The organism is Paraburkholderia sp. A1BS-2L (assembly GCF_051125205.1).
Lineage (GTDB): Bacteria > Pseudomonadota > Gammaproteobacteria > Burkholderiales > Burkholderiaceae > Paraburkholderia.
On sequence record NZ_CP120429.1, the window covers coordinates 186,947 to 207,377 of the forward strand.

A 20,431-nucleotide genomic window follows, 5' to 3' on the forward strand; every position below is an offset into this window, starting at 1 on the left:
ATATGGGCATTGCGCATCCAACCAACGCCCGCGGCATGCATTTAACTCATGCCCACCATGCAAATTAGTCGATTGGCGTCGAATACCGCTCCGAATACAGTGTCGTGATCGTGCGCACGCGCATCGAGCCACACCCGATCCCAGAAGGAGAATTCATGCGAAGCGCCACCGTACCCCGTTCCAAGCTGCCCGATGTCGGCACCACGATCTTCACCGTGATCGGGCAGCTCGCGGCCGAGCACGACGCGCTGAACCTCTCGCAAGGCGCACCGAACTTCGCACCCGATCCGGCGCTCGTCGAAGGCGTCGCGCGCGCGATGCGCGACGGCCACAATCAGTACGCTCCGATGGCCGGCGTCGGCGCGCTGCGCGACGCGCTTGCCGAGAAGACCGAGCGCCTGTACGGCACGCGCTACGACCCGTCCACCGAAATCACGGTGATCGCGAGCGCGAGCGAAGGCCTCTATGCATCGATCAGCGCCCTCGTGCACCCCGGCGACGAAGTGATCTACTTCGAGCCCTCGTTCGACAGCTACGCGCCGATCGTGCGGATGCAGGGCGCGACTCCGGTTCCGATCAAGCTCGTGGCGCCGCAGTTCCGCGTCGACTGGAACGCGGTTGCCGCCGCGATCACGCCGCGCACGCGCATGATCATCGTGAATACGCCGCATAACCCGACCGCCACGGTTTTCTCCGCCGAAGACATCGCCCAGCTCACCCGCCTCACCCGCCAGACCGACATCGTGATCCTGTCCGACGAGGTGTACGAGCATGTCGTGTTCGACGGCGCGCGGCACGAAAGCATGGCGCGGCACCGCGAGATCGCGGAGCGCAGCGTGATCGTGTCGTCGTTCGGCAAGTCGTTCCACGTGACCGGCTGGCGCGTCGGCCATATGCTCGCGCCCGCCGAACTGATGAACGAGATCCGCAAGGTTCACCAGTTCATGGTGTTCGCGGCCGACACGCCGATGCAGGTCGCGTTCGCGGAAATGCTCGCGCAGCCCGCCAGTTATCTCGGCCTGGCCGCGTTTTATCAAAGCAAGCGCGACCTGCTCGCGCGCGAGCTCGCAGGCTCGCGCTTCGAGTTGCTGCCGAGCGAAGGCTCGTTTTTCATGCTCGCCCGTTTCCGTCATTTCTCCGACGAGCACGACAGCGACTTCGTGCTGCGCCTGATCCGCGATGCGCGCGTCGCAACGATTCCGCTATCCGCGTTCTATACGGACGGCACCGACAATGGTGTAATCCGGCTCAGCTTCTCGAAGGACGATGCGACGCTGGTGGAAGGCGCGCGGCGGCTTTGCAGCATTTGATGTGACGGTTGAAGCACCGGCGGGGCAACCATGCGCCGGTCACTGATATTCCCTGGACCTGGAAGAGTAAATCACAATGAGACACCTGAAAATTTGCCTCGCCCTCGCTTGTACGTTCGGCTCCGCGTTCGGTTCCGGCGCGGCGCTCGCCGGTTCGGATACGCTGCGCTACGGCCTTGAAGCCGAATATGCTCCGTTCGAATCGAAGTCGCCGAGCGGCCAACTGGTCGGCATGGACATCGACGTCGGCAACGCCGTATGCAAGACCGCGCAGCTCAAATGCACGTGGGTCGAGACGTCGTTCGACGGCCTGATCCCTGCCCTGAACGGCCGCAAGTTCGACGCGATCAACTCGGGCATGAACGCGACCGACAAGCGCCGCGAAGCCATCGACTTCACGCACGTCATCTACCGCGTGCCGACGATGCTGATCGCGCGCGCCGGCAGCGGCCTGCAGCCGACGTCAGCATCGCTGAAGGGCAAGCGCGTCGGCGTGCTGCAGGCGTCGGTCCAGGAAACCTATGCGAAGGTTCACTGGGAGTCGGCGGGCGTTTCGGTCGTGTCTTACCAGGACCAGAACCAGGCCTACGCCGATCTGGCCGCCGGCCGTGTGGACGCCACCCTCGTGCAGGCGCCGTCGGGCCAGTCCGGCTTCCTCGACCGCCCCGAGGGCAAGGGTTTCGCGTTCGCCGGCGGCGCGGTGCGCGACGACAAGATCCTCGGCGCCGGCATCGCGTTCGGCCTGCGCAAGGGCGACACGACGCTGAAGGACAAGCTCAACGCGGCAATCGACAAGCTGAAGGCCGACGGTACCGTGAAGTCGCTCGGCCAGAAGTATTTCGGCAGCATGGATATCTCCGCGGAGTAATGCATGCCGATTCACGATATGGCGGCCACGTGCGGTGTACCGGGCCACGCGGCAACGGACGCGCTCGACGGCGCGCTCATTGCCGAACTCGGCGCGGACATCGTCACGCGATCGGCCGATATCGATCCGCACTACTTCACCGCGTATAACGAAGCGCCCGGCGCGCGGCCGCGCGCGCTGGTGCGGCCGCGCAGCGTCGACGACGTCTCGCGCACGCTCGCGCTGTGCACCAAGCTCAACCAACCCGTGGTGCCCCAGGGCGGGCTGACCGGCCTCGCGCGCGGTGCGGTCGCGCTCGGCGGCGAGATCGTGCTGTCGATGGAGCGCTTTGCCGGCATCGAGTCGATCGATGCCGCGGCCGGCACGATCACGGTGCGCGCCGGCACGCCGCTGCAAGTGGTTCAGGAAGCCGCGGAAGCAGCCGGCTTCACGTTCGGCGTCGATCTCGGCGCGCGCGGCTCATGCCAGGTCGGCGGCGCCATCGCCACCAACGCGGGCGGCACGCGCGCGATCCGCTATGGCGTGATGCGCGAGCAGGTGCTCGGGCTCGAAGCCGTGCTCGCCGACGGCACGGTCGTTTCATCGATGAGCCGGGTGCTGAAGAACAACACCGGCTACGACCTCAAGCAGTTGTTCGTCGGCAGCGAGGGCACGCTCGGGATCATCACTCGCGCGGTGCTGCGGCTGCGCCCGAAGCTCGCGCCCCCTGCCACCGCGATGTGCCGCGTCGCCGATTACGACGCCGTCGTGCGGCTCTGGGACCGGATGCGCGCGGAGCCGGAGGTCGTCAGCTTCGAGGCGATGTGGCCGTCGTTCTATCGGTATGTCGGCAGCCATACGCCCGATGTCACCGCGCCCTTTTCCGGCGAGGAGGGTTTCGCTGTGCTAATCGAGTGCGCCACGAGCGCGCCGGGCGGCGATGCGGCACAGACGCTCGAAACGTGCCTTGCCGACTGCTTCGACGCGGGGCTCGTCGACGATGCGGCGCTCGCGACGTCGGAGCGGCAAATGCGCGACATGTGGCTGCTGCGCGAGGGTCTCGCAATCGACGCGCTGCCGAACCTCATGAATTTCGACGTGAGCCTGCCGACCGGAGAACTCGGCGAGTTCGCGCGGCGTTGCGAGGCGGCACTGCATGCGCGCTGGCCGGAGGCCGTGTGCCTGTTCTTCGGGCACGTCGGCGATGGCAACGTGCATATCGGTGTGTCGCTCGCCAAACTCGACGAGGCGCTCGCGCACGAAATCGATCGCACGGTCTACGGTGTCGTGCAGGAAATGGATGGATCGATTTCTGCGGAGCACGGGATCGGCGTATTGAAGCGGCGATACCTGGCCTGCACGCGCAGCGACGCCGAAATCGGCCTGATGCGTCGCTTGAAAGCGGCGCTCGATCCGCTGCAGATCCTGAATCCGGGGAAGGTCCTTTGAGCGGCAGTAGCGCTTGACGCGATCAGGACGTACACCGAAATGAAACGCAAGCTCTATGGCGGACGGAATCCGGCCCGCGCGGTCGCGATTGCCGATCTTCAGGCGATGGCGCGCCGGCGTCTGCCCCACTTCGCGCTCGAATACCTCGAATGCGGTGCCGAGGACGAACTTGGGGTCCACGCGAATCGCGCGGCGTTCGAGTCGCTTCGGCTCGTGCCTCGCACGCTGCGCGACGTCTCGGTTCGTTCGATCGAAACGCAGTTCAAGGGCGGCCATTCGGCCGCGACGATGGCGGTCGGCCCGACCGGTTTCAACGGCATGCTGTGGCGCGATGCCGATATCGCATTGGCGCGAGCCGCCGCTCGAAGCGGCGTGCCGTTCTGCCTGGCGACGCTTGCGAGCGCGAGCATCGAGCGCGTTGCCGCAGCCACGCGCGAGTGGCCCGATATGCCCCGCTGGCTTCAGCTCTACATGTTCCAGGACCGGCAATGTACGCTGGAACTGATGCAGCGTGCCCGTGATGCGGGATACACGTCGCTCGTGCTGACCACCGACGCAACCGTGTACGGCAATCGCAACTGGGAGGCGCGCAATTACCGCGGCTTCAAGAAACCGGACTTCCGGAACCTGCTCAATACCGCAACGCGCTGGCGCTGGCTCGCCAACGTGTACGCACCAGGACTGCCGCGCTTCGAGAATCTCGACGGCTTCATCGGCAAGCGCGCAAGCGCCCTAGACGCGGCCGAGTGGATCGAGCGTCAGATGGACACGACGCTCGCGTGGCGCGACGTCGCATGGCTGCGTGAGCGCTGGGACGGCACGCTGATCCTGAAAGGCATCCTCAACGCCGACGACGCGGCGCAGGCCGTGCGCTGCGGCGTGGACTCGATCGTGGTGACGAACCACGGCGGCCGGCAACTCGATGCGGCGATCCCGAGCATCGCGGCGCTGCCCGTCATTGCCGATGCGCTCGGCGGGCGTGCCGAGATTCTGCTCGACTCCGGGGTCCGGCGCGGAATGGATGCGCTCAAGGCGCGCCGTCTTGGCGCGCAGGGCGTGCTGCTCGGGCGCGCCACGCTTTACGGCGTGGCAGCGGCGGGCGAAGCGGGCGCGTTGCGCGCGCTGCAGATTCTTCGCGATGAAATCGACAACGGGCTCGCGCAACTCGGATGTGCGAGTCTGGATCGGCTCGCCGATATTGCAATAGCGTAACGCCCCTGGGTGGGGCGCGCGCCGCTGCAACCTCAATGCTCGTTACTTGCCCGCGCCGCCGAGGGGCATGCTGGATCCAGACCCCAGTGACCATCGCACACGCGCCAGCGGCACAACTGGTCTTCGAAGAAGCCGCGCTCGCCGCATGCCTTCACTTGCTGCGCAAGCGATGCGGTGCTGTCGGCCTTGGCTCCAGCCTTCTGCGCGCGCGCGGCCGACTTCGTATCGGCCGGCTTGGTGCGCGCAACGAGCACGGCCAGCAGATCGACATCGGAATCGTCCTTCTTCACGGCATTGCCCGGCTTCTTCGATTGCGCAACCGTGCTCTTGCTTTCTGCACGACGGGCGGAGGGCGTCTGCTGCTTTGCGCCCTTCTCGTGTGACTGCGCGTGTGACTGCGCGCGTGACTGCACCTGCGCCCGGGGCACCTGCGCCTGCGCCGCTTTAGACGTTGCTGCCGCAACCGTGGCGCCGCTCGCGTTGCCCGCCCCATTGGCCAGTGCGCGCGAAAGCCTGTCCGCATCGCTAGCCGGCGCAGCGGACGCCGAGCTGTCGGCAGCCGACCTGGCATTGGCCGCATCGTCGTCGGCGACGATCTTTGCCGCTTGCGACGCCGAGCCCGCATCGGGCGCGCCCGCCTGTGCGCTCGCAACGACTGCCCGCGATGCAGTTGCGTCCGCAACGGCAAGCGTGGCGCTTGCCGGCGCGGCCACACTCGCTGCCGTGGATGGCGCGCGCGTCATTAGATGCCATGCGCCGAATGCGCCGGCGCCGACCACGAGCAGCGCGACGAGCGCGCCGGTCTTCGAGGAACGCGACGTCTTGCCTGCCGGCGCAGCAGGCGGCACGACGCGCCCTTCGAGGTTCGCCAGAATGCGCGAGCCATTGGGTGCGCCGTTGGCAGGCGCACTGGACGCTTTGGCGGCGCTGTCGGCTAGCAGGCTGGGGGGAGCGCTGGATGAAGCTTTAGGGCGGGAGTTGTCCGGCACACTCATTAGAGTCTCATTCGAATCGTGCACATTGAATCGGGCCTGTTTCGCCGTGATAATACGTGTCGGCCCGACTTCGGGCAAGCCTGATTCTAAAATCAAGCATTACAAAAAACAATTACCTCTAGTTCACGGGGTTGCTTTTGGTCGCCATTGCACTCGTTGTCTATTTCGTCGTTACCGTTCCCCTGGCAGCAATACTGCTTTTCCCGGACGTGCGGGCCGCGTTTACTGAGACAATATTCAATCTGCATAGCCATATTGCACGACGCGCTTCAGCAAGCGCCACGCATGCGCGTAAAGGAATTTCAAAGTCGGCAAAATATTCCCAATCAACTGTAGCCGGCATGCAAAATTTGCTGATTAAACGGCGCTTGCTGATTTTGTCGACGACGGGTATTCTTGCGACGCCGCCGCTAATTGCTATTGCGCTTCGCGGCCACCAGTTATTCCAATACGATGACACGCTTCGTGCGCCCGATGAGAAAATCGCGGCGTTGCTCAATGGCGAGCAGCTCGTCCCGCCGCCGCCATTACCGCCCGAAGCGTTCGCCTCACGGGAGGTCGAACAGGTTCGCCCCGCATTGGTGGATGCGAGCCGCGACTGGAATCTGCTCGATCCCGACTTCCGTACGCGTCTATTGCTCGCTTATAAAATCATGCACGAGCAATACGGTTATCAAATGGCCTTGCTGGAAGGTTATCGGAGCCCCAACCGGCAGGACCGGCTGGCGAAAATGGGAAGCAACGTGACCAATGCCGCGGCATTTCAGAGCTATCACCAATATGGTCTCGCGGCGGATAATGCATTTTTACGTGACGGAAAACTCGTCATTTCAGAAAAAGATCCTTGGGCCATGCGCGGCTATCAGTTATATGGACAGGTTGCCGAGCAAGTCGGGCTAACGTGGGGTGGCCGGTGGAAAATGATGGATCTCGGGCACGTCGAATATCACAAGCCCGGTTTCGTGCTCGGGCGCAAGGCCGCGGCTCTTCAAAAAGTCCAATAGCGCGCCAATGAAAATGCCATTGACACGCCTTATTATTGCCCGCTTCATGGCCTACTTCATGGCCTACTTCGCGGCTCGTTTCACGACCCATTTCACCGAATTCGCTCAATCCGCCAACACGCGCGACACGGTTTCGCAACCGAACGCCGATAAGCTCATGCGGCCCGCCGCCGCGGATCATCAGAACAGCATTCAAAGCACCAGGACCTGACCGGCTTATGCAACGCTTCCTCAACGGGCTGACCGACAAGCGCACGATTTCCATTCTCGGCTTCATTGCGCTGGCCGCGATCCTGTCCTTTTTCGCCGAGTCGGGGCAAATCTCATACGCGTGGGTCGGGGTCGTGCTCGGCGCGGTGCTCGTCCTGTGGCTGCTCGTGTGGATCGTGCGCCGCGTCCGCGTGCGCCGCGCCAATGACAATCTCGGCAACATGCTCGAGCAGCAGGCCCAGGCCGAGAGCCCCAGCAGCGCCGCCACCGCCGCCGCGAGCGGCAAAGAGGCCGAACTCGACGTGCTGCGCACGCGCCTCGTTGACACGGTCAAGACCATCAAGACGTCGAAGATCGGCCAGCTTTCGGGCGGCTCGGCGCTCTACGAACTGCCGTGGTACATCGTGATCGGCAATCCGGCGGCGGGCAAGAGCAGCGCCGTGCTCAATTCGGGCCTGCAATTTCCGTTCGCCGACAAGAAAGACGCCATCGTGCACGGCATCGGCGGCACGCGTAATTGCGACTGGTTCTTTACGACCGAAGGCATTCTGCTCGATACGGCGGGCCGCTACTCGGTGCACGAGGAAGACCGCGGCGAATGGCTCGGCTTTCTCGGTCTGCTCAAGCGCTATCGCCCGAAGGCGCCCATCAACGGCATCATCGTGACGGCCAGCATTGCCGAGCTCACGGGCAACCGCCCCGAGTTCGCGATCAATCTCGCAAAGAACCTGCGCCAGCGCGTACAGGAGCTCACCGAAAAGCTTGAAGTGTTCGCGCCTGTCTACGTGATGTTCACGAAGGTCGACCTCATCACGGGCTTCACCGAATTCTTCAGCGGCAGCGACCGCAACGAATATGACCGCGTCTGGGGCGCCACCCTGCCCTACGAGCCCGACGAACAGCGCGACGTCGTCACGCTGTTCGACGAGCGCTTCGAGGAGCTCTATGACGGCCTCAAGGAAATCAGCATCGCGCAGATGTCGATCAGCCGCGGCAACGCGCTCACGCCGGGTCAATTGAGCTTCCCGCTCGAGTTTTCCACCATCAAACCCGCGCTGCGCGCGTTTCTCGCTACGCTGTTCGAGAACAATCCCTTCCAGTACAAGCCCATTTTCCGGGGCTTCTACTTCACGAGCGCATTGCAGGAAGGCGAGACCAATAGCGCCGCCGCGCAGCGCATCGCCAATCGCTTCACGCTCTCGACCGATAGCCTGCCGAAGCCGCAAGCCGCGTTCTCGAAGAACGGCTTCTTCCTGAAAGACCTGTTTTCCAAGGTGATTTTCGCCGACAAGCAAACGGTCCGCCAATTCATGAGTCCCGCCAGGACGCGCCTGCGCTACGCCACTTTCTTCGGTGTGGTGGCCGCGCTCGCGCTGGCGCTCGGCGGCTGGACGTGGTCGGCGATCAACAACCAGCAACTGGTGGCCAACGTGCAGGCCGATCTCGACAACGTCGAAAAGCTGCAGCGCAACCGCAACGACCTGCAATCGCGCCTGCAGGCGATGGACATCCTCGAAGACCGCATCGAGCAGCTCGAGCAGTTCCGCCGCAGCAAGCCGCTCGCGGTGTCGCTGGGTCTGTATCAGGGCGACCGGGTCGAGCAGCATTTGCTGCAGGAATACTACAGCGGCGTTCGCCAGATCCTGCTCGCGCCGGTCTCGCAGAATGTCGAAGGCTTCCTCAAGGAAGTCGACGCGCATCCCGACCAGCTCGCGCCCATGACGCGCGCGCCCGATTCGGGCGTGGCGCCGGTTTCCGCGCGTGCAGCCATGGCGAACCCGAACCAGGGCGGCCTCTATAGCGACGCGTCGCCCACCAGCGTCGAAGACGCGTACAACGCGCTCAAGACCTATCTGATGCTCTCCGACAAGCGTCACGTGGAAGCCGCTCACCTCACCGACCAGATCGCGCGCTTCTGGCGCGGATGGCTGGAGCAGAATCGCGGCAACATGCCCCGCGATGAAATGATCAAGAGCGCGGAGCGCATGATCACGTTCTATCTCTCGCGCGTGTCCGACGACGACTGGCCGATGATCAACGCGAATCTCGCGATCGTCGACCAGACGCGCGAAGACTTGCGCCACGTGGTGCGCGGCATGCCGGCGCGCCAGCGCGTCTATGAAGAAGTCAAGGCGCGCGCCTCCACGCGGTTCGCGCCAATGACGGTGGCGCGCATCGTCGGCGACGGCAACTCGTCGCTCGTGGCGGGCAGCTACGCGATCCCGGGCACCTTCACGCGCGAAGCGTGGTTCCAGTATGTGCAGCCCGCGATTCGCGAAGCCGCCACGAAGGAACTGCAGGCGAAGGACTGGGTGCTCAACACCTCGGCCAGCGACGACCTCACGCTCGAAGGCAGCCCCGAGCAGATCCAGAAAACCTTGGTCGGTATGTACAAGACCGAGTACGCGCAGCACTGGCAGAAGTTCATGCAAGGCATTGCCGTGCAGGATTTCGGCAGCTTCGGCCAGGCCGTGGACGCAATGAACCGCCTCGGCGACCCGCAGGATTCGCCGATCCGCAAGATCCTCGAAACCGCGTACGACCAGACCTCGTGGGACAACCCCTCGCTCGTCAACACCACGCTGAAGCAAGCGCAAAGTGGCGTCACGGGCTGGTTCAAGAATCTGTTCTCGCGCGCCACGAGCGGCCCGATCCAGGCCAACATCGACATCAACGGCAATCCAGTCCAGATGCCGATGGGGCCGGTCGGCCAGGCGTTCGCGGGGCTTGGGCGCATTGTCGTCACGCACGACAACGGCTCGATGCTCAAGGGCTATATGGACTCGCTCTCGAAGGTGCGCACACGCTTTAACACCATCAAGAACCAGGGCGATCCGGGGCCGGGCGCGCGCCAGCTGATGCAGCAGACGCTCGACGGCAGCGGCTCGGAACTCGCCGATTCGCTGAAGTTCGTCGACGAACAGATGCTCACCGGCCTCACCGACGACCAGCGCAAGGCGCTGCGCCCGCTGCTCGTGCGCCCGCTCATGCAGGCGTATGCCGTGGTGATCCAGCCGGCCAGCGCCGAAGTGAACAAGGTTTGGAACGCGCAGGTGTATCAGCCCTTCCAGGCGTCGCTCGCGAGCAAGTATCCGTTCTCCAGCACGGCGAAGATCGAGGCGGGCTCCAGCGAAATCGCCCAGACCTTCGGCCCGGACGGCGCGATCTCGAAGTTCGTGAGCACCACGCTCGGGCCGCTCGCGGTGCGCCGCGGCGACACGCTCACCGCGCGCACATGGGGCGACATGGGTCTCACGCTCATGCCCGACTTCACCAACGGCTTCGCGCGCTGGGTCGCGCCGCTCGCGGGCGGCGCGGCAAGCACGAGCGCGGGCTCGAGCGAGCCGCAGACCGTGTTCCAGATCCTGCCGCAGCCTTCGAGCGGCACGACCGAATACACGATTGCGATCGACGGCCAGCAACTGCGCTACCGCAACACGCCGCCGCAATGGGCCAACTTCGTGTGGCCGAACCCGCAGGGCACGCCGGGCGCGACGCTTTCCGCGACCACCTTCGACGGCCGCACGATCCAGCTCGTGAACGAGCCGGGCCGCTACGGCCTCGAGAAGTTGATCAATTCGGCGCAGCGCAGCCGCAAGCCGGACGGCACCTTCGACCTCACGTGGACGCAGGGCAGCGTGACGGTTTCGGTGAGCATGCGCATCATCAGCACCTCGCAGCCCACGGCCTCGGCCGGCAATGCGCCCCAACCGCAGGGACTGAGCGGCGTGCAGCTGCCGTCCTCGATCGCGAACGTAGGCCCGGCGGGCGGCAACCCCAATGCGCAGGGTGCGCCTGGCGTGCCCGGCTCCGGCAACGCGCAGAACAACAACGCGTCCGGCGGCGCGGTCACGACGGCCAACGCCACAGGCGCCAACAATAACGCGGGAGAGGCGCAATGACGCAAACCGTTCAGGCGCAGATCGCCTACTTCGGCAAGATCCCGTCGCGCGGCGACTTCGTGAAGAGCCCGCACAATCCGCAGCTTCTGCAAACGCTCGACCGCTGGATTGCCGAAGCCATGGACATGCTCACCGACGATCCGCGCTGGAAGATCGTCTACGAAGAAGCGCAGCCGATGCACTTCGCCTTCCTCGGCTCGCAGAGCAAGCTCGCGATCGCGGGGCATATGGTGGCGAGCCACGACCAGTCGTCGCGGCGCTTTCCGTTTCTCGCGGCCACGGCGCTCGAAGTCGAGCAGCCGCTCGCGTTTCTCGCGCGCAGCCCGCTCGCGCTCGCGCGCCTGTGGTCGCGCGTCTCCGCGCAGATGCAGCCGCTGCTGGGCACGAGCGAGCCGTCCGGCGCGCTGCAGGCGCTCGGCGAAATGCACGTGCCGGTGGACGTGGGTGGCGCAGGCAATCCGCACGACGGCACCTTCGCCGATTTCGTCGACCATCAGACGCTCTCGGGACTCGAGCAAATGCTGCTCGCGAGTGGTCATCCGGTGCGCCTGCGCGGCGCGATGCTCGCGCTCGGCTCGCTGCTGCGCCCCGTGATGACGAGCGGCACCGCGCATCTCGAACGCGGCCTCACGCTGCCCTTGCCCGTCGATCCGTTCTATCGCAGCCTCGTGGCGGCGTTCTGGCTCGAGCTGATCGCGCCGTTCGTCTCCGGGGCCGATTTCGAACTGGCCATTTTCATGGGCACCATCGCGCAGCGCGAACGGCTTATCGTCGGCTTTAACGGCGCGTCCCCGAAAACCCTGCACAGCGTGGTCGATCCGCAAACCTACGCCGCCCATAACATCGATATCGACGATCCCGAGTGGGTCGACGAACATGCACAGAACGACCATGGCATCAGCAAACTCGTCAGCTACCTCGACCAGCCGCAACTGTCGCTGCGCGTCTCGATCGACACGTTCCGCGAGGCGTTCATCGGGGAGACGCCCGATGGCCGCCGTGCTTGAGATGCATAAGCGCGGCGCGCTTGCCGCAGCCGTCGCGCTGGCGCTTGGAACCTTCGGCGCGCTCGACGCATTCAGCGCGCCCGCGGTTGCCGATGAGGCCAGCCCCGCGCGCGTTACGCCCGTGGACACCAGCGGCGCACAGATCCGCACCACGGCGCTGCTCGCCACGGCATCCTCGGGCGATGTCGCCAGTGCAACTGGCCTCGCGGATGGTGCTGGCAATCCTGGCAATCCGGTAAATCCGCCCTCCGCTTTCGGCGCGCGCGGCGCCGCGAGCCCGGCGCCCGCGAATACGGTGCCGGGCCAGGTCGTGGTGGGCGGCAAGGTGCCAGATGAAGCGACTCATTCCGCCGTGCTGCAACGCCTGCGCGACACCTATGGAGCGGCGAATGTGGTCGACCAGATCGAAGTGGGCGACGTGGCCACGCCGCCCAACTGGTCGGCGAACGTGCAGAAGCTGATCAACGCTCAGCTCAAGCGGGTGCACAAAGGACAACTGAAGATCGACGGCACGCAGATCGAAGTGCGCGGCGAAGTGGGCAACGAAGCGCAACGCCAACAGATCGCGAGCGACATGGCCAATGCGCTCAATCCCACTTACACCATTCGCAACGGCCTGCGCGTGAGCGCGTCCGAGCAAGGGCTGCTCGACCAGACGCTGGCGAACCGCACGATCGAATTCGAAACCGGCAGCGCCACGCTCGCGCCCCAGGGCCGGGCGATTCTCGACCAGATGGCGGCCGTGCTCGCGAAGATGAACACGCGCACTGTCGAGATCATCGGCCACACCGACAATTCGGGTAACCGCGCGTCGAATATCGCGCTGAGCCAGGCGCGCGCGGATACGGTAAAGGGCTACCTCGTCGGCAAGGGCATCTCGCCACAACAGCTCACGACGGATGGCGTCGGCCCCGACCAGCCAGTGGCTTCGAACGACACGTCCGAAGGGCGCGCGCGCAATCGCCGAATCGAGTTCCGCGCGGGGCTTTGAGTCCTTTGAAGCCTTCGAGGCTTCGCCCGCGCCGCCTCAACGCGGTCGACCGGGTGTGCGTTTCCCCCGGTAGACGCCGCATCACTCTTCGTTCTTCACGCCCAGCATCTCGCGGATATGCGAGAGCGTGCCGTCGTCCTTCACCACCGTCGCCAACCACTGATGCAGTGGCATGCCGGCCCATTCGGCGGCCTTGTCGGCGAGATAGGCCACCGGGCTGTGCGGCTCCGTGGCGCGGAAATAATCGGCCACTGCGCGCAGTTGCGCGACAGCATCGGCACGGCTCTGAATGCCGCCATGCGCGTGGCCATAAATACGATGGGCGGTCTGCTGCACGGGTTCCTCGTGAGGCAAGGCTGTCTTGAAGCTCGGTTCTGTGCGCTCCGGCGTGGCGCGCGCATCGTTTTGGACTGCTTGTGAGGCATGCTGCTGGGCATCTGCGGGATGCGGTGATTCCGCCTGCTTCGCCGCCGCGTCGAGATCGACACCGACGTCGCGCGCAAAACGCGTCACCAGACCGTAAACGCTCTCGAATGCATCGCGCGTCTGCCGGAAGCTCGGCGCGGCGTCGCCCGCACGGCTCTCCAGCTCGTAGTCGAGCGCCGCAAGCGCCGTCTGGAACGCCCTGAATTGCGAGAGCAGCGCATCATAGAACGCAGGCGCGGTAGCGCGCCGCGAGGCGTCGATCTGCTCGACCGACGGTTTGCCGCGCGCAATGTCAGCCGCGTTGTCGGGATCGCGCTTGATGGCCTGCGCGACATGCTGCGCGACCTCCCAGTCGAGCGCGCTGAACGGCGTGCCCGACTGCGTGAGCGGCACGGCGCGCAGCAGTTCGGCCGAACGCCCCGCTAGCCACGCGACGTTGCCGAGGCGCGACTCGATGTCGTCGCCTTCGGGCAGTGGATGCAGATGATCCCAGAAACGCTCGACGAGCCCGGTGAGCACCGCATAGCCCTGGGTGAGACCGGGCATGCCGTCCTGGATCGCCAGGGCCTCGGTGAGCCACACGGCCACGCGCAGATCCTTGGTTTGCGCGGCAAGCAGCGCCGTGCAGCGTTCCGCGACGAAGCCCCAGTCCGCCTCCTTGATCTCCGTGACCCATTCGCCCTGATCAAGCGAGGGATCGTCGAAACGGCGCGCATGCGAAATCGCGTCGAAATCCGCGGAAAAGAGCAGGTCCTCGCCGCACGGCGAGCTTTCGTTGATAGGCGCGAAGATTGGTGCGAGTTGCGTGGTGTAGTCGGTCGACATGGTCAATTCACGGTGTATTCGAATTCGCCGGCCTCATTCGCGCGCACTGCCACGCTCGCGAGTGCGGTACCCTGCGCAATGCGTTCGAGCACGTGCTGCGCCAGCTCGGGCAGCAGCGTGCCGTTCAGGATGTGGTCGACATTGCGCGCTCCCGAGTCCACTTCGGTGCAGCGGGCCAGCACCGCTTCCACGAGCGAGTCGTCCCACTCGAAGGCGGCGCCGTGATTGACCTCGATGCGCCGGCGAATGCGTTCGAGCTTGAGTTCGATGATCTCGGCGAGAACGTCGTCGGAGATTGGATAGTACGGAACGACTTTCATGCGCCCGAGGAACGCGGACTTGAACGTCTTGTAAAGTTGCGGCCGCAACAATTCGGCGAGCGCATCGGCGTCCGGCAATTCCTCGGCTGGCTTGTTCAGGCATGCCTGCATCACGGCGGTCGAGCCCACGTTCGAAGTCAGGATGATGAGCGTATTGCGGAAATCTATGGCGCGCCCTTCAGCGTCGTCCATCGTGCCTTTGTCGAAGATCTGGAAGAACATTTCCAGCACGTCGGGGTGCGCCTTCTCGACCTCGTCGAGCAGCACGACCGAATACGGATTGCGGCGCACGGCCTCGGTGAGCACGCCGCCTTCGCCGTAACCCACATAGCCCGGCGGCGAGCCCTTCAGGCCCGAGACGCTATGGGCCTCCTGGTACTCGCTCATGTTGATGGTCACGAGCTTGCGTTCGCCGCCATAGAGGATATCGGCGAGCGCGAGCGCGGTTTCGGTCTTGCCCACACCGGAGGGACCCACGAACATGAACACGCCGCGCGGCTTGTTGGGGTCTTCGAGGTTCGCGTTCGCCGTGCGCACGCGCTGTGCGATCGCCTCGAGCGCGTGGTCCTGGCCGATCACGCGCTCGCCGAGCAGCGGGCTCAGGTTGAGCACGGTCTTGATTTCGTCCTTCACCATGCGGCCCAGCGGAATGCCGGTCCACGACGCCACCACTTCGGCCACCACGTGCGCGTCCACCTGGAGCGGCACCATCGGTCCGTCGCCCTGCAGCGTATGCAACTGCTCGACGAGCGCGGGCAGATCCGCGCGTGCGGCATCGGCGTCGCGGCCGAGGTCCGCGACGCTGTCGTTTGCATTGTCTTGAGCGCCCGCTTCCCGTGTCGCGTCGATGCGGCCGCGCAGCGCCGAGATCCGCGCGACCAGTTCGCGCTCCTTCGCGTAGCGCGCCTCATCCTCGGCAACGGCAGCCGCGGCCTCGTCGCGCTGCGCGCGCAATTCGCCGAGGCGTTCGTCGTGCTCGGCACCGTTGGCCGCTTCGCGTTCGAGCGCCGCGATCTCGGCCTCGATGCGTTCGATGCGGCGCTTGCCGTCGTCGATCGCGCCGGGTGTCGAGCTATGCGCGAGCGCGACCTTCGCGCACGCGGTGTCGAGCACGCTCACGGCCTTGTCGGGCAATTGGCGGGCGCTGATGTAGCGATGAGAAAGGCGCACGGCTTCGGTAATGGCCTCGTCGAGAATGTGCACGTTGAAGTGGCGCTCCATGAGACTCGTCATGCCGCGCAGCATCGCCGCCGCGAGCGCCTCGCCGGGCTCTTCGATCTTCACCACCTGGAAGCGCCGCGCAAGCGCCGCATCCTTTTCGAAGTACTTCTTGTACTCGCTCCAGGTCGTGGCCGCGATCGTGCGCAATTCGCCGCGCGCGAGCGCGGGCTTCAGCAGGTTGGCCGCATCGTTCTGGCCCGCCTGGCCGCCCGCGCCGATGATCGTGTGCGCTTCGTCGATGAACAGCACGATGGGCTGCGAGCTCCTTTTCACCTCGTCGATCACGCTTTTCAGGCGGTTTTCGAACTCGCCCTTCACGCTCGCGCCAGCCTGCAACAGGCCCATGTCGAGCATGCGCAGCGCAACCTTGCGCAATGGCTCCGGCACGTCACCCTCGGCGATGCGCAGCGCGAGCCCTTCGACCACCGCGGTCTTGCCGACGCCCGGCTCGCCCGTGAGGATCGGATTGTTCTGGCGGCGGCGCATCAGGATGTCGATGGTCTGGCGGATCTCGCCTTCGCGGCCGATCACCGGATCCACATGGCCGTCTCGCGCACGCTGCGTGAGATCGGTCGTATAGGTGTCGAGCGCCGGCGTCTTCGAGGGGCCGGCACTCGCCTGCGCCGGGGCATCGCCCGATGCGGCGGCGTCTTGCGCCGTGTTGCGTTCGGCATCTCGCGGCACACCTTCCACCGACCCTTCGGTCAACTCGTCGAAGCGATGCTTGAGTTCGGCCCCCGGCACGCCGGCAAGGCGCGTGGACATGCGTTGCGCGAATTGCGCGAGATCCGGCGCGCTCAACAGCGCGAGCAGCAAATGGCCCGAGCGGATGCGGCCGATTTGCGTATCGAGCGAAGCAATCAACCACGCCTGCTCGAACAACGCAACCAGATGCGGCGAGAACACCGGTGTGCGCGCATTGCCCGTCTTGAAGCGCTGCAATTCGCGCTCAAGATCGGCGCGCACCGCATGCGGATCGATGCGCGACGCTCGCAACGCACGCACGAGATCGGACGCAGGCTCTTCGAGCAGCGCCAAAAACAGATGCTCGAGATCGACTTCGTAATGCCCGCGAGACAGGCATGAACTGGCCGCCCGCTCGGCCGCCAGGCGGCTAGTCGTGTTGAGCTTGGTAATCAGGGTTTTAAGGGGCGTGCTCATGTCGTGAAGTCGGAGGAGGCGTGATTCCGGTCAATCGTCATTGGGTGACATGCAATTCGTAGTGTGCATCGCTGCGGTCGCGATCGGCTTCGTGGGTGCAGAGGAACGCGTCCCAGCCCAGCCGCGAGCCCGCGCCTAGCTGGCTCGCGCCCACGTCCGAGCGGCGCAGCACCAGCTGCACTTCGTACTCGAGGGTCATGCGCCCGAGCAGCATGAGCATGCGTTCGAGCGCCATGGCACGCTCGCCGCCAGGCAAGAATGCTTCGTAATCCTTTTTTGTCAGCGGCCCGATCACGAGACGCGCGCGCATGTCGCGCTGCCAGACGCGCTCGCCAGCGAGCGCGGTCGCACCGAGCACGACATTGCTTGTGCCGAGTGAGGAAAGCTGCTCGGGCGGCACGTCGTACCATTTGCCGACGAACTGCTCGACGCGAACCGGCGCATTGAAATAATCGGAGAGCGTGTTCTGCAGATACGCCGCCGACACAGGCCGATGGCGCGCGGCAATCGCGTGCCCGGCAATGGCCTCGTCGAATAGCGCGCCTGGGCCATCATGGCCGTCGCGCAGACTGTCGCGCGAGTCTCCGTTGGCCACGCCCGCGAGCGCGAGCAGCAACGGCAAATAGCGCTCGTCGCGGTCGAGTTCGTAATGAAACGGCAGACGGTACTTTTTCCACGCTGCGTAAAAGAGTGCCGTCGCGCGATTGGAAAATACGTCGAAGAACTCGCGCGCGGCGCGCTCGCGCTTGACTTGCTCGCGCGCAACGATCTGCTCCGTGTAATGGAGCGGCAGCGCACCGTGCGCGCCCAGCAGGCCAAAAAACGCAGGTGTGATGGCGACCTGCTCCAGCTTGCCTTCCTCGAGCGCTGCCGTGCGCGCGGCTTTTTCCGCGAGAGGACGCCCCGCTTCGTCGTACGACATGGCCTGCTCGATCTCGCTGGGCGGAAAGCCGAGTGAGAGCGTATTGCGAAACGTCACGCGCTGCCCGAGCACGTCGCGCTGGCGGTCTTGCGCCTTGTCGGCAAACCAGCGTTCGAGCAGGCGCACCGCCTGGAAAAACTCGAAGCGGTGCGGCTCGTCGAGCAGACGCTCGATTACACCAGGATCGATTCGCCGCTGCGGGGCTTGCATCGCAGGATCTCCTCGCCGGTGAGTTCCGAAATCACCACCAGTTGAATAAAGCTGTTGATATGCACATAGAGCCCGAAAAATACGTCGAGCACGCGTGCGAAGGTGCCGAGGCTCGTGCCGACGAAATGCTCCTTCTGCACGGTCACGCGAATTTCCACGCCGCGCACGAAGGTGGCGAACGGCTTGCCGGGTAGCCATTGCACGGCAGCGCGCTGCTCTACGTTCACGATGCCGTCGATGTGCCGCGACGAAACCGCCGAACGGCGCATGTCGTAGAGCGTGAGCATTTCCTTGAGCGTGGTGGCACCCTCGCTCGCGAGCGACACGTGACTGAGCGAAAGATGCGAGATCAGACGCCAGTGCGCGGCCTGGCGGCGTTCGAAGCGCACGCATGGCGTGGGTCGCGCGAGCAGCGTGATCGGGCTCGTGTGCGAGCCGCCCTCTTGAAACAGGTCCCCGCCTTCGAGCCCCACCGCGAGCCCCCCGGGCAGATCGCGGTTGGTGCAGGTGAGCGCCAGGCTCAGCGTGTCAGTCTGCTCCGCCGACGGATCGAAGTCGATGTCGACGATCGATATTTCGGTTTCGTAACCTGGACTCTTTTGCGCTACCCATTCGTCGCGGCGCGCGAACCAGTAATGGCCCGCGCGCGCGGCCTCGCCGTGGCGCAGCGAATAGAATGGCCGGAATTCCACGACCGATTCCTCATTGGCGCGCTGCTGCACGAGCTTCACGGAATCGATCGAATAAACCTCGTAGGCGAACGCGCGGCGCCCCTCGGCAATCACCGGATATGCAATCGCCTGATGGCTCAGGCGAATCGGCTCGCCGGGCTGCTTGAAGAGATTCACGACCGGCGTGCAGAAGAGCCGCAGATGATGGGCCGCGAGCGTGTCGAGCAGACGCGCCTCGTGCGAGTCGCCACGCACGTCCTTGAGCACGATGTGCAGCGTGAGACGCTGGCAGTGGCCCGTGGCGGCGCTCATGGCGGCAAGATCGAAATCGACGAAATCGAATTTGGCCGGAAACGCGAAGTACTCGGTGAGCACGCGGTAGGCCGGATGCGATCTCGCGGGAAAGTCGATGAGCGCGTCGTGTTCGGCAAAGCCCGCCTGGCTGAACGGCATCTCGCGCAGCGCGCTCCAGCGTCCGCTGCGCTCGGGCTCGACCCATGCCCCCAGCGCATTCACGAACAGACAGTCGCCGAGCGCGGCAATGAACGATTGCTCGCCGTGTAGATAGGTGCGCAATTGCGGCAGGTTCAAACTGACGAGGTCGAGTTGCGGCGAGAGCGACTCGAACGTGATCGAAATGACACCGCTGGCGTCGCCTGGCAGCACGATGGAGGCAGGCGCCATCGCCACGGGCATGTAGCGCGCCTCGGCAATGCGCACCGGCGCGAGCATGACGTCATAAGCGGTGCGAAAGCGGCACTGCACGCCGCGCAAGGGCCGCGATTTGAGCTCGGTGCCGCGCTCGACCACCGTGGGCGCAGTGAGATTGACGAATGAAGCAGCGGTGCCGAGCTGTGCGATCGAGCACGAGGGAAAAGGCCGCAGATAATGCGGATAAAGGACTTCGAGCAGCGCCTCGGTGAATTCGGGGTAATCGTCGTCGAGACGCTTGTTGATGCGCGCGCCCAGCAGCGCGAACGACTCGATCATGCGTTCGACGTGCGGGTCTTCGCAGTGCTCGCCCGTCATCGCGAGCCGGGCTGCGATCTTCGGGTAGCGCTGGGCGAATTCGCACGAATAGCGTCGCAGGAACGACAGCTCGCGCTCGTAATATGGCAACAACTCTTCCATCGCGGCTCCCCGCTCCCCAAAAAATGCCTGCCGCGTGATCACGCAGCGCCGGCCATTGCTGCCTTATGTCTTAGCGCGTGCGCGCGTTACGGAATACTGCAGCGTGGAGGGCTGCAGCAATGCATCGAAATTGACTGGCTCTTCGGCCGGGTGAACGACCAGCATCGCCTGAATAACGAAATTCAGCGAGCTGGTCGAGCGCGAATTCGTCTCGAGCCTCACGTTAACACTCTGCAAACGCGGCTCGTGCCGCTCGATGGCCCGACGGATCGAGCCGCAAATAAAGGTGCGATCGCAGTGGCTCGCCAGACTGAGCCCGGCAAAATCATTCAGCCCATAAGTCAGCAAGGATCGGGTGCATTCCGGAAATTGCCCGAGGTCTTCCTCCGAAAATGCAATGCGCGTGTTCAGGATCGACTCTAGATCGCGCGCGACGGTCGCCTTGAGCTCGTCCAGCGACAATTGCCGCATGGCGGCGGGCGCCGGCACGTGCGGTTCGTCGTCGAACAACTTGTCGAAGAAACTAGGTTCGAAGCGCTTCATCAAACCGGGTGACGCCGTTCCGGCGTCATATAAGGCAACGCCCGAACGGCGCGCACTGCACGCCGTTCGGGCTT

Annotated in this window: 15 protein-coding genes; 9 read left to right on the forward strand and 6 right to left on the reverse strand. The window is 64.8% G+C overall.

The window, feature by feature from the left end; genetic code table 11:
* The first annotated feature begins 155 nt into the window (after window positions 1-155).
* The 4 genes from P5W98_RS15620 (at window position 156) to P5W98_RS15635 (ending at window position 4,818) form a co-directional block, all read left to right on the forward strand.
* Window positions 156-1,310 carry a pyridoxal phosphate-dependent aminotransferase gene (locus P5W98_RS15620; protein ID WP_421025395.1) on the forward strand — a complete coding sequence of 385 codons (1,155 nt, stop codon included), beginning with the start codon at window positions 156-158 and terminating at the stop codon, window positions 1,308-1,310.
* A gap of 76 nt (window positions 1,311-1,386) precedes the next feature.
* A complete protein-coding gene (locus tag P5W98_RS15625) occupies window positions 1,387-2,178 on the forward strand; it encodes an ABC transporter substrate-binding protein (RefSeq protein WP_421025394.1) in 792 nt (263 codons plus the stop codon).
* A 3-nt stretch (window positions 2,179-2,181) separates the two neighbouring features.
* Complete coding sequence (locus P5W98_RS15630; RefSeq protein ID WP_421025393.1) at window positions 2,182-3,606, forward strand: FAD-binding oxidoreductase; 1,425 nt, start codon at window positions 2,182-2,184, stop codon at window positions 3,604-3,606.
* 39 nt (window positions 3,607-3,645) lie between these two features.
* A complete protein-coding gene (locus P5W98_RS15635; protein ID WP_421025392.1) occupies window positions 3,646-4,818 on the forward strand; it encodes an alpha-hydroxy acid oxidase in 1,173 nt (390 codons plus the stop codon).
* 32 nt (window positions 4,819-4,850) lie between these two features.
* On the opposite strand, the gene P5W98_RS15640 is transcribed toward P5W98_RS15635, so the two are convergent.
* Window positions 4,851-5,813 carry a hypothetical protein gene (locus P5W98_RS15640; protein WP_421025391.1) on the reverse strand — a complete coding sequence of 321 codons (963 nt, stop codon included), beginning with the start codon at window positions 5,811-5,813 and terminating at the stop codon, window positions 4,851-4,853.
* Between the two features lie 137 nt (window positions 5,814-5,950).
* Between P5W98_RS15640 and P5W98_RS15645 the strand changes: the two genes are divergently transcribed.
* From P5W98_RS15645 to P5W98_RS15665, 5 genes are read left to right on the forward strand one after another with little or no spacing between them, the layout of a single operon-like run.
* Window positions 5,951-6,817 (forward strand): M15 family metallopeptidase, encoded by an 867-nt coding sequence (locus tag P5W98_RS15645; RefSeq protein WP_421025390.1) that lies wholly within the window; start codon window positions 5,951-5,953, stop codon window positions 6,815-6,817.
* A 7-nt stretch (window positions 6,818-6,824) separates the two neighbouring features.
* The gene (locus P5W98_RS15650) at window positions 6,825-7,028 is read left to right on the forward strand and encodes a hypothetical protein (protein ID WP_421025389.1); all 204 of its coding nucleotides are present in this window, start codon (window positions 6,825-6,827) and stop codon (window positions 7,026-7,028) included.
* Window positions 7,029-7,035: 7 nt separating this feature from the next.
* Complete coding sequence (gene tssM, locus P5W98_RS15655) at window positions 7,036-10,929, forward strand: type VI secretion system membrane subunit TssM (protein WP_421025388.1); 3,894 nt, start codon at window positions 7,036-7,038, stop codon at window positions 10,927-10,929.
* Window positions 10,926-11,936: a type VI secretion system-associated protein TagF gene (tagF, locus tag P5W98_RS15660; RefSeq protein WP_421025387.1), complete on the forward strand. Its 1,011-nt coding sequence runs from the start codon at window positions 10,926-10,928 to the stop codon at window positions 11,934-11,936. The genes tssM and tagF overlap by 4 nt, the downstream gene beginning before the upstream one ends.
* 1 nt (window position 11,937) lies before the next feature.
* Window positions 11,938-12,927 carry an OmpA family protein gene (locus P5W98_RS15665; protein ID WP_421027001.1) on the forward strand — a complete coding sequence of 330 codons (990 nt, stop codon included), beginning with the start codon at window positions 11,938-11,940 and terminating at the stop codon, window positions 12,925-12,927.
* 81 nt (window positions 12,928-13,008) lie between these two features.
* On the opposite strand, the gene tssA is transcribed toward P5W98_RS15665, so the two are convergent.
* From tssA to tssE, 5 genes are all read right to left on the reverse strand, one after another.
* Window positions 13,009-14,178, reverse strand: a complete 1,170-nt coding sequence (gene tssA, locus P5W98_RS15670) for a type VI secretion system protein TssA (protein ID WP_421025386.1) — start codon at window positions 14,176-14,178, stop codon at window positions 13,009-13,011.
* Between the two features lie 2 nt (window positions 14,179-14,180).
* On the reverse strand, window positions 14,181-16,880 hold the full coding sequence (gene tssH / locus P5W98_RS15675) for a type VI secretion system ATPase TssH (protein ID WP_421025385.1): 2,700 nt from the start codon (window positions 16,878-16,880) through the stop codon (window positions 14,181-14,183).
* A gap of 37 nt (window positions 16,881-16,917) precedes the next feature.
* Window positions 16,918-18,012: a type VI secretion system baseplate subunit TssG gene (gene tssG, locus P5W98_RS15680; protein ID WP_421025384.1), complete on the reverse strand. Its 1,095-nt coding sequence runs from the start codon at window positions 18,010-18,012 to the stop codon at window positions 16,918-16,920.
* A complete protein-coding gene (tssF, locus tag P5W98_RS15685) occupies window positions 17,976-19,814 on the reverse strand; it encodes a type VI secretion system baseplate subunit TssF (protein ID WP_421025383.1) in 1,839 nt (612 codons plus the stop codon). The genes tssG and tssF overlap by 37 nt, the downstream gene beginning before the upstream one ends.
* A 63-nt stretch (window positions 19,815-19,877) precedes the next feature.
* On the reverse strand, window positions 19,878-20,357 hold the full coding sequence (tssE, locus tag P5W98_RS15690) for a type VI secretion system baseplate subunit TssE (protein ID WP_421025382.1): 480 nt from the start codon (window positions 20,355-20,357) through the stop codon (window positions 19,878-19,880).
* Window positions 20,358-20,431: the final 74 nt, after the last annotated feature.

Excerpts from the sequence above, each read along its gene's own strand:
- tssG (WP_421025384.1), bottom strand. The coding sequence starts at position 18,012 with ATGCAAGCCCCGCAGCGGCGAATCGATCCTGGTGTAATCGAGCGTCTG.
- P5W98_RS15630 (WP_421025393.1), top strand. The coding sequence starts at position 2,182 with ATGCCGATTCACGATATGGCGGCCACGTGCGGTGTACCGGGCCACGCG.
- P5W98_RS15635 (WP_421025392.1), top strand. The coding sequence starts at position 3,646 with ATGAAACGCAAGCTCTATGGCGGACGGAATCCGGCCCGCGCGGTCGCG.
- tssE (WP_421025382.1), bottom strand. The coding sequence starts at position 20,357 with ATGAAGCGCTTCGAACCTAGTTTCTTCGACAAGTTGTTCGACGACGAA.
- P5W98_RS15620 (WP_421025395.1), top strand. The coding sequence starts at position 156 with ATGCGAAGCGCCACCGTACCCCGTTCCAAGCTGCCCGATGTCGGCACC.
- P5W98_RS15650 (WP_421025389.1), top strand. The coding sequence starts at position 6,825 with ATGAAAATGCCATTGACACGCCTTATTATTGCCCGCTTCATGGCCTAC.
- tssM (WP_421025388.1), top strand. The coding sequence starts at position 7,036 with ATGCAACGCTTCCTCAACGGGCTGACCGACAAGCGCACGATTTCCATT.
- tssA (WP_421025386.1), bottom strand. The coding sequence starts at position 14,178 with ATGTCGACCGACTACACCACGCAACTCGCACCAATCTTCGCGCCTATC.
- P5W98_RS15640 (WP_421025391.1), bottom strand. The coding sequence starts at position 5,813 with ATGAGTGTGCCGGACAACTCCCGCCCTAAAGCTTCATCCAGCGCTCCC.
- tssH (WP_421025385.1), bottom strand. The coding sequence starts at position 16,880 with ATGAGCACGCCCCTTAAAACCCTGATTACCAAGCTCAACACGACTAGC.
- tssF (WP_421025383.1), bottom strand. The coding sequence starts at position 19,814 with ATGGAAGAGTTGTTGCCATATTACGAGCGCGAGCTGTCGTTCCTGCGA.
- P5W98_RS15625 (WP_421025394.1), top strand. The coding sequence starts at position 1,387 with ATGAGACACCTGAAAATTTGCCTCGCCCTCGCTTGTACGTTCGGCTCC.
- P5W98_RS15665 (WP_421027001.1), top strand. The coding sequence starts at position 11,938 with ATGCATAAGCGCGGCGCGCTTGCCGCAGCCGTCGCGCTGGCGCTTGGA.
- tagF (WP_421025387.1), top strand. The coding sequence starts at position 10,926 with ATGACGCAAACCGTTCAGGCGCAGATCGCCTACTTCGGCAAGATCCCG.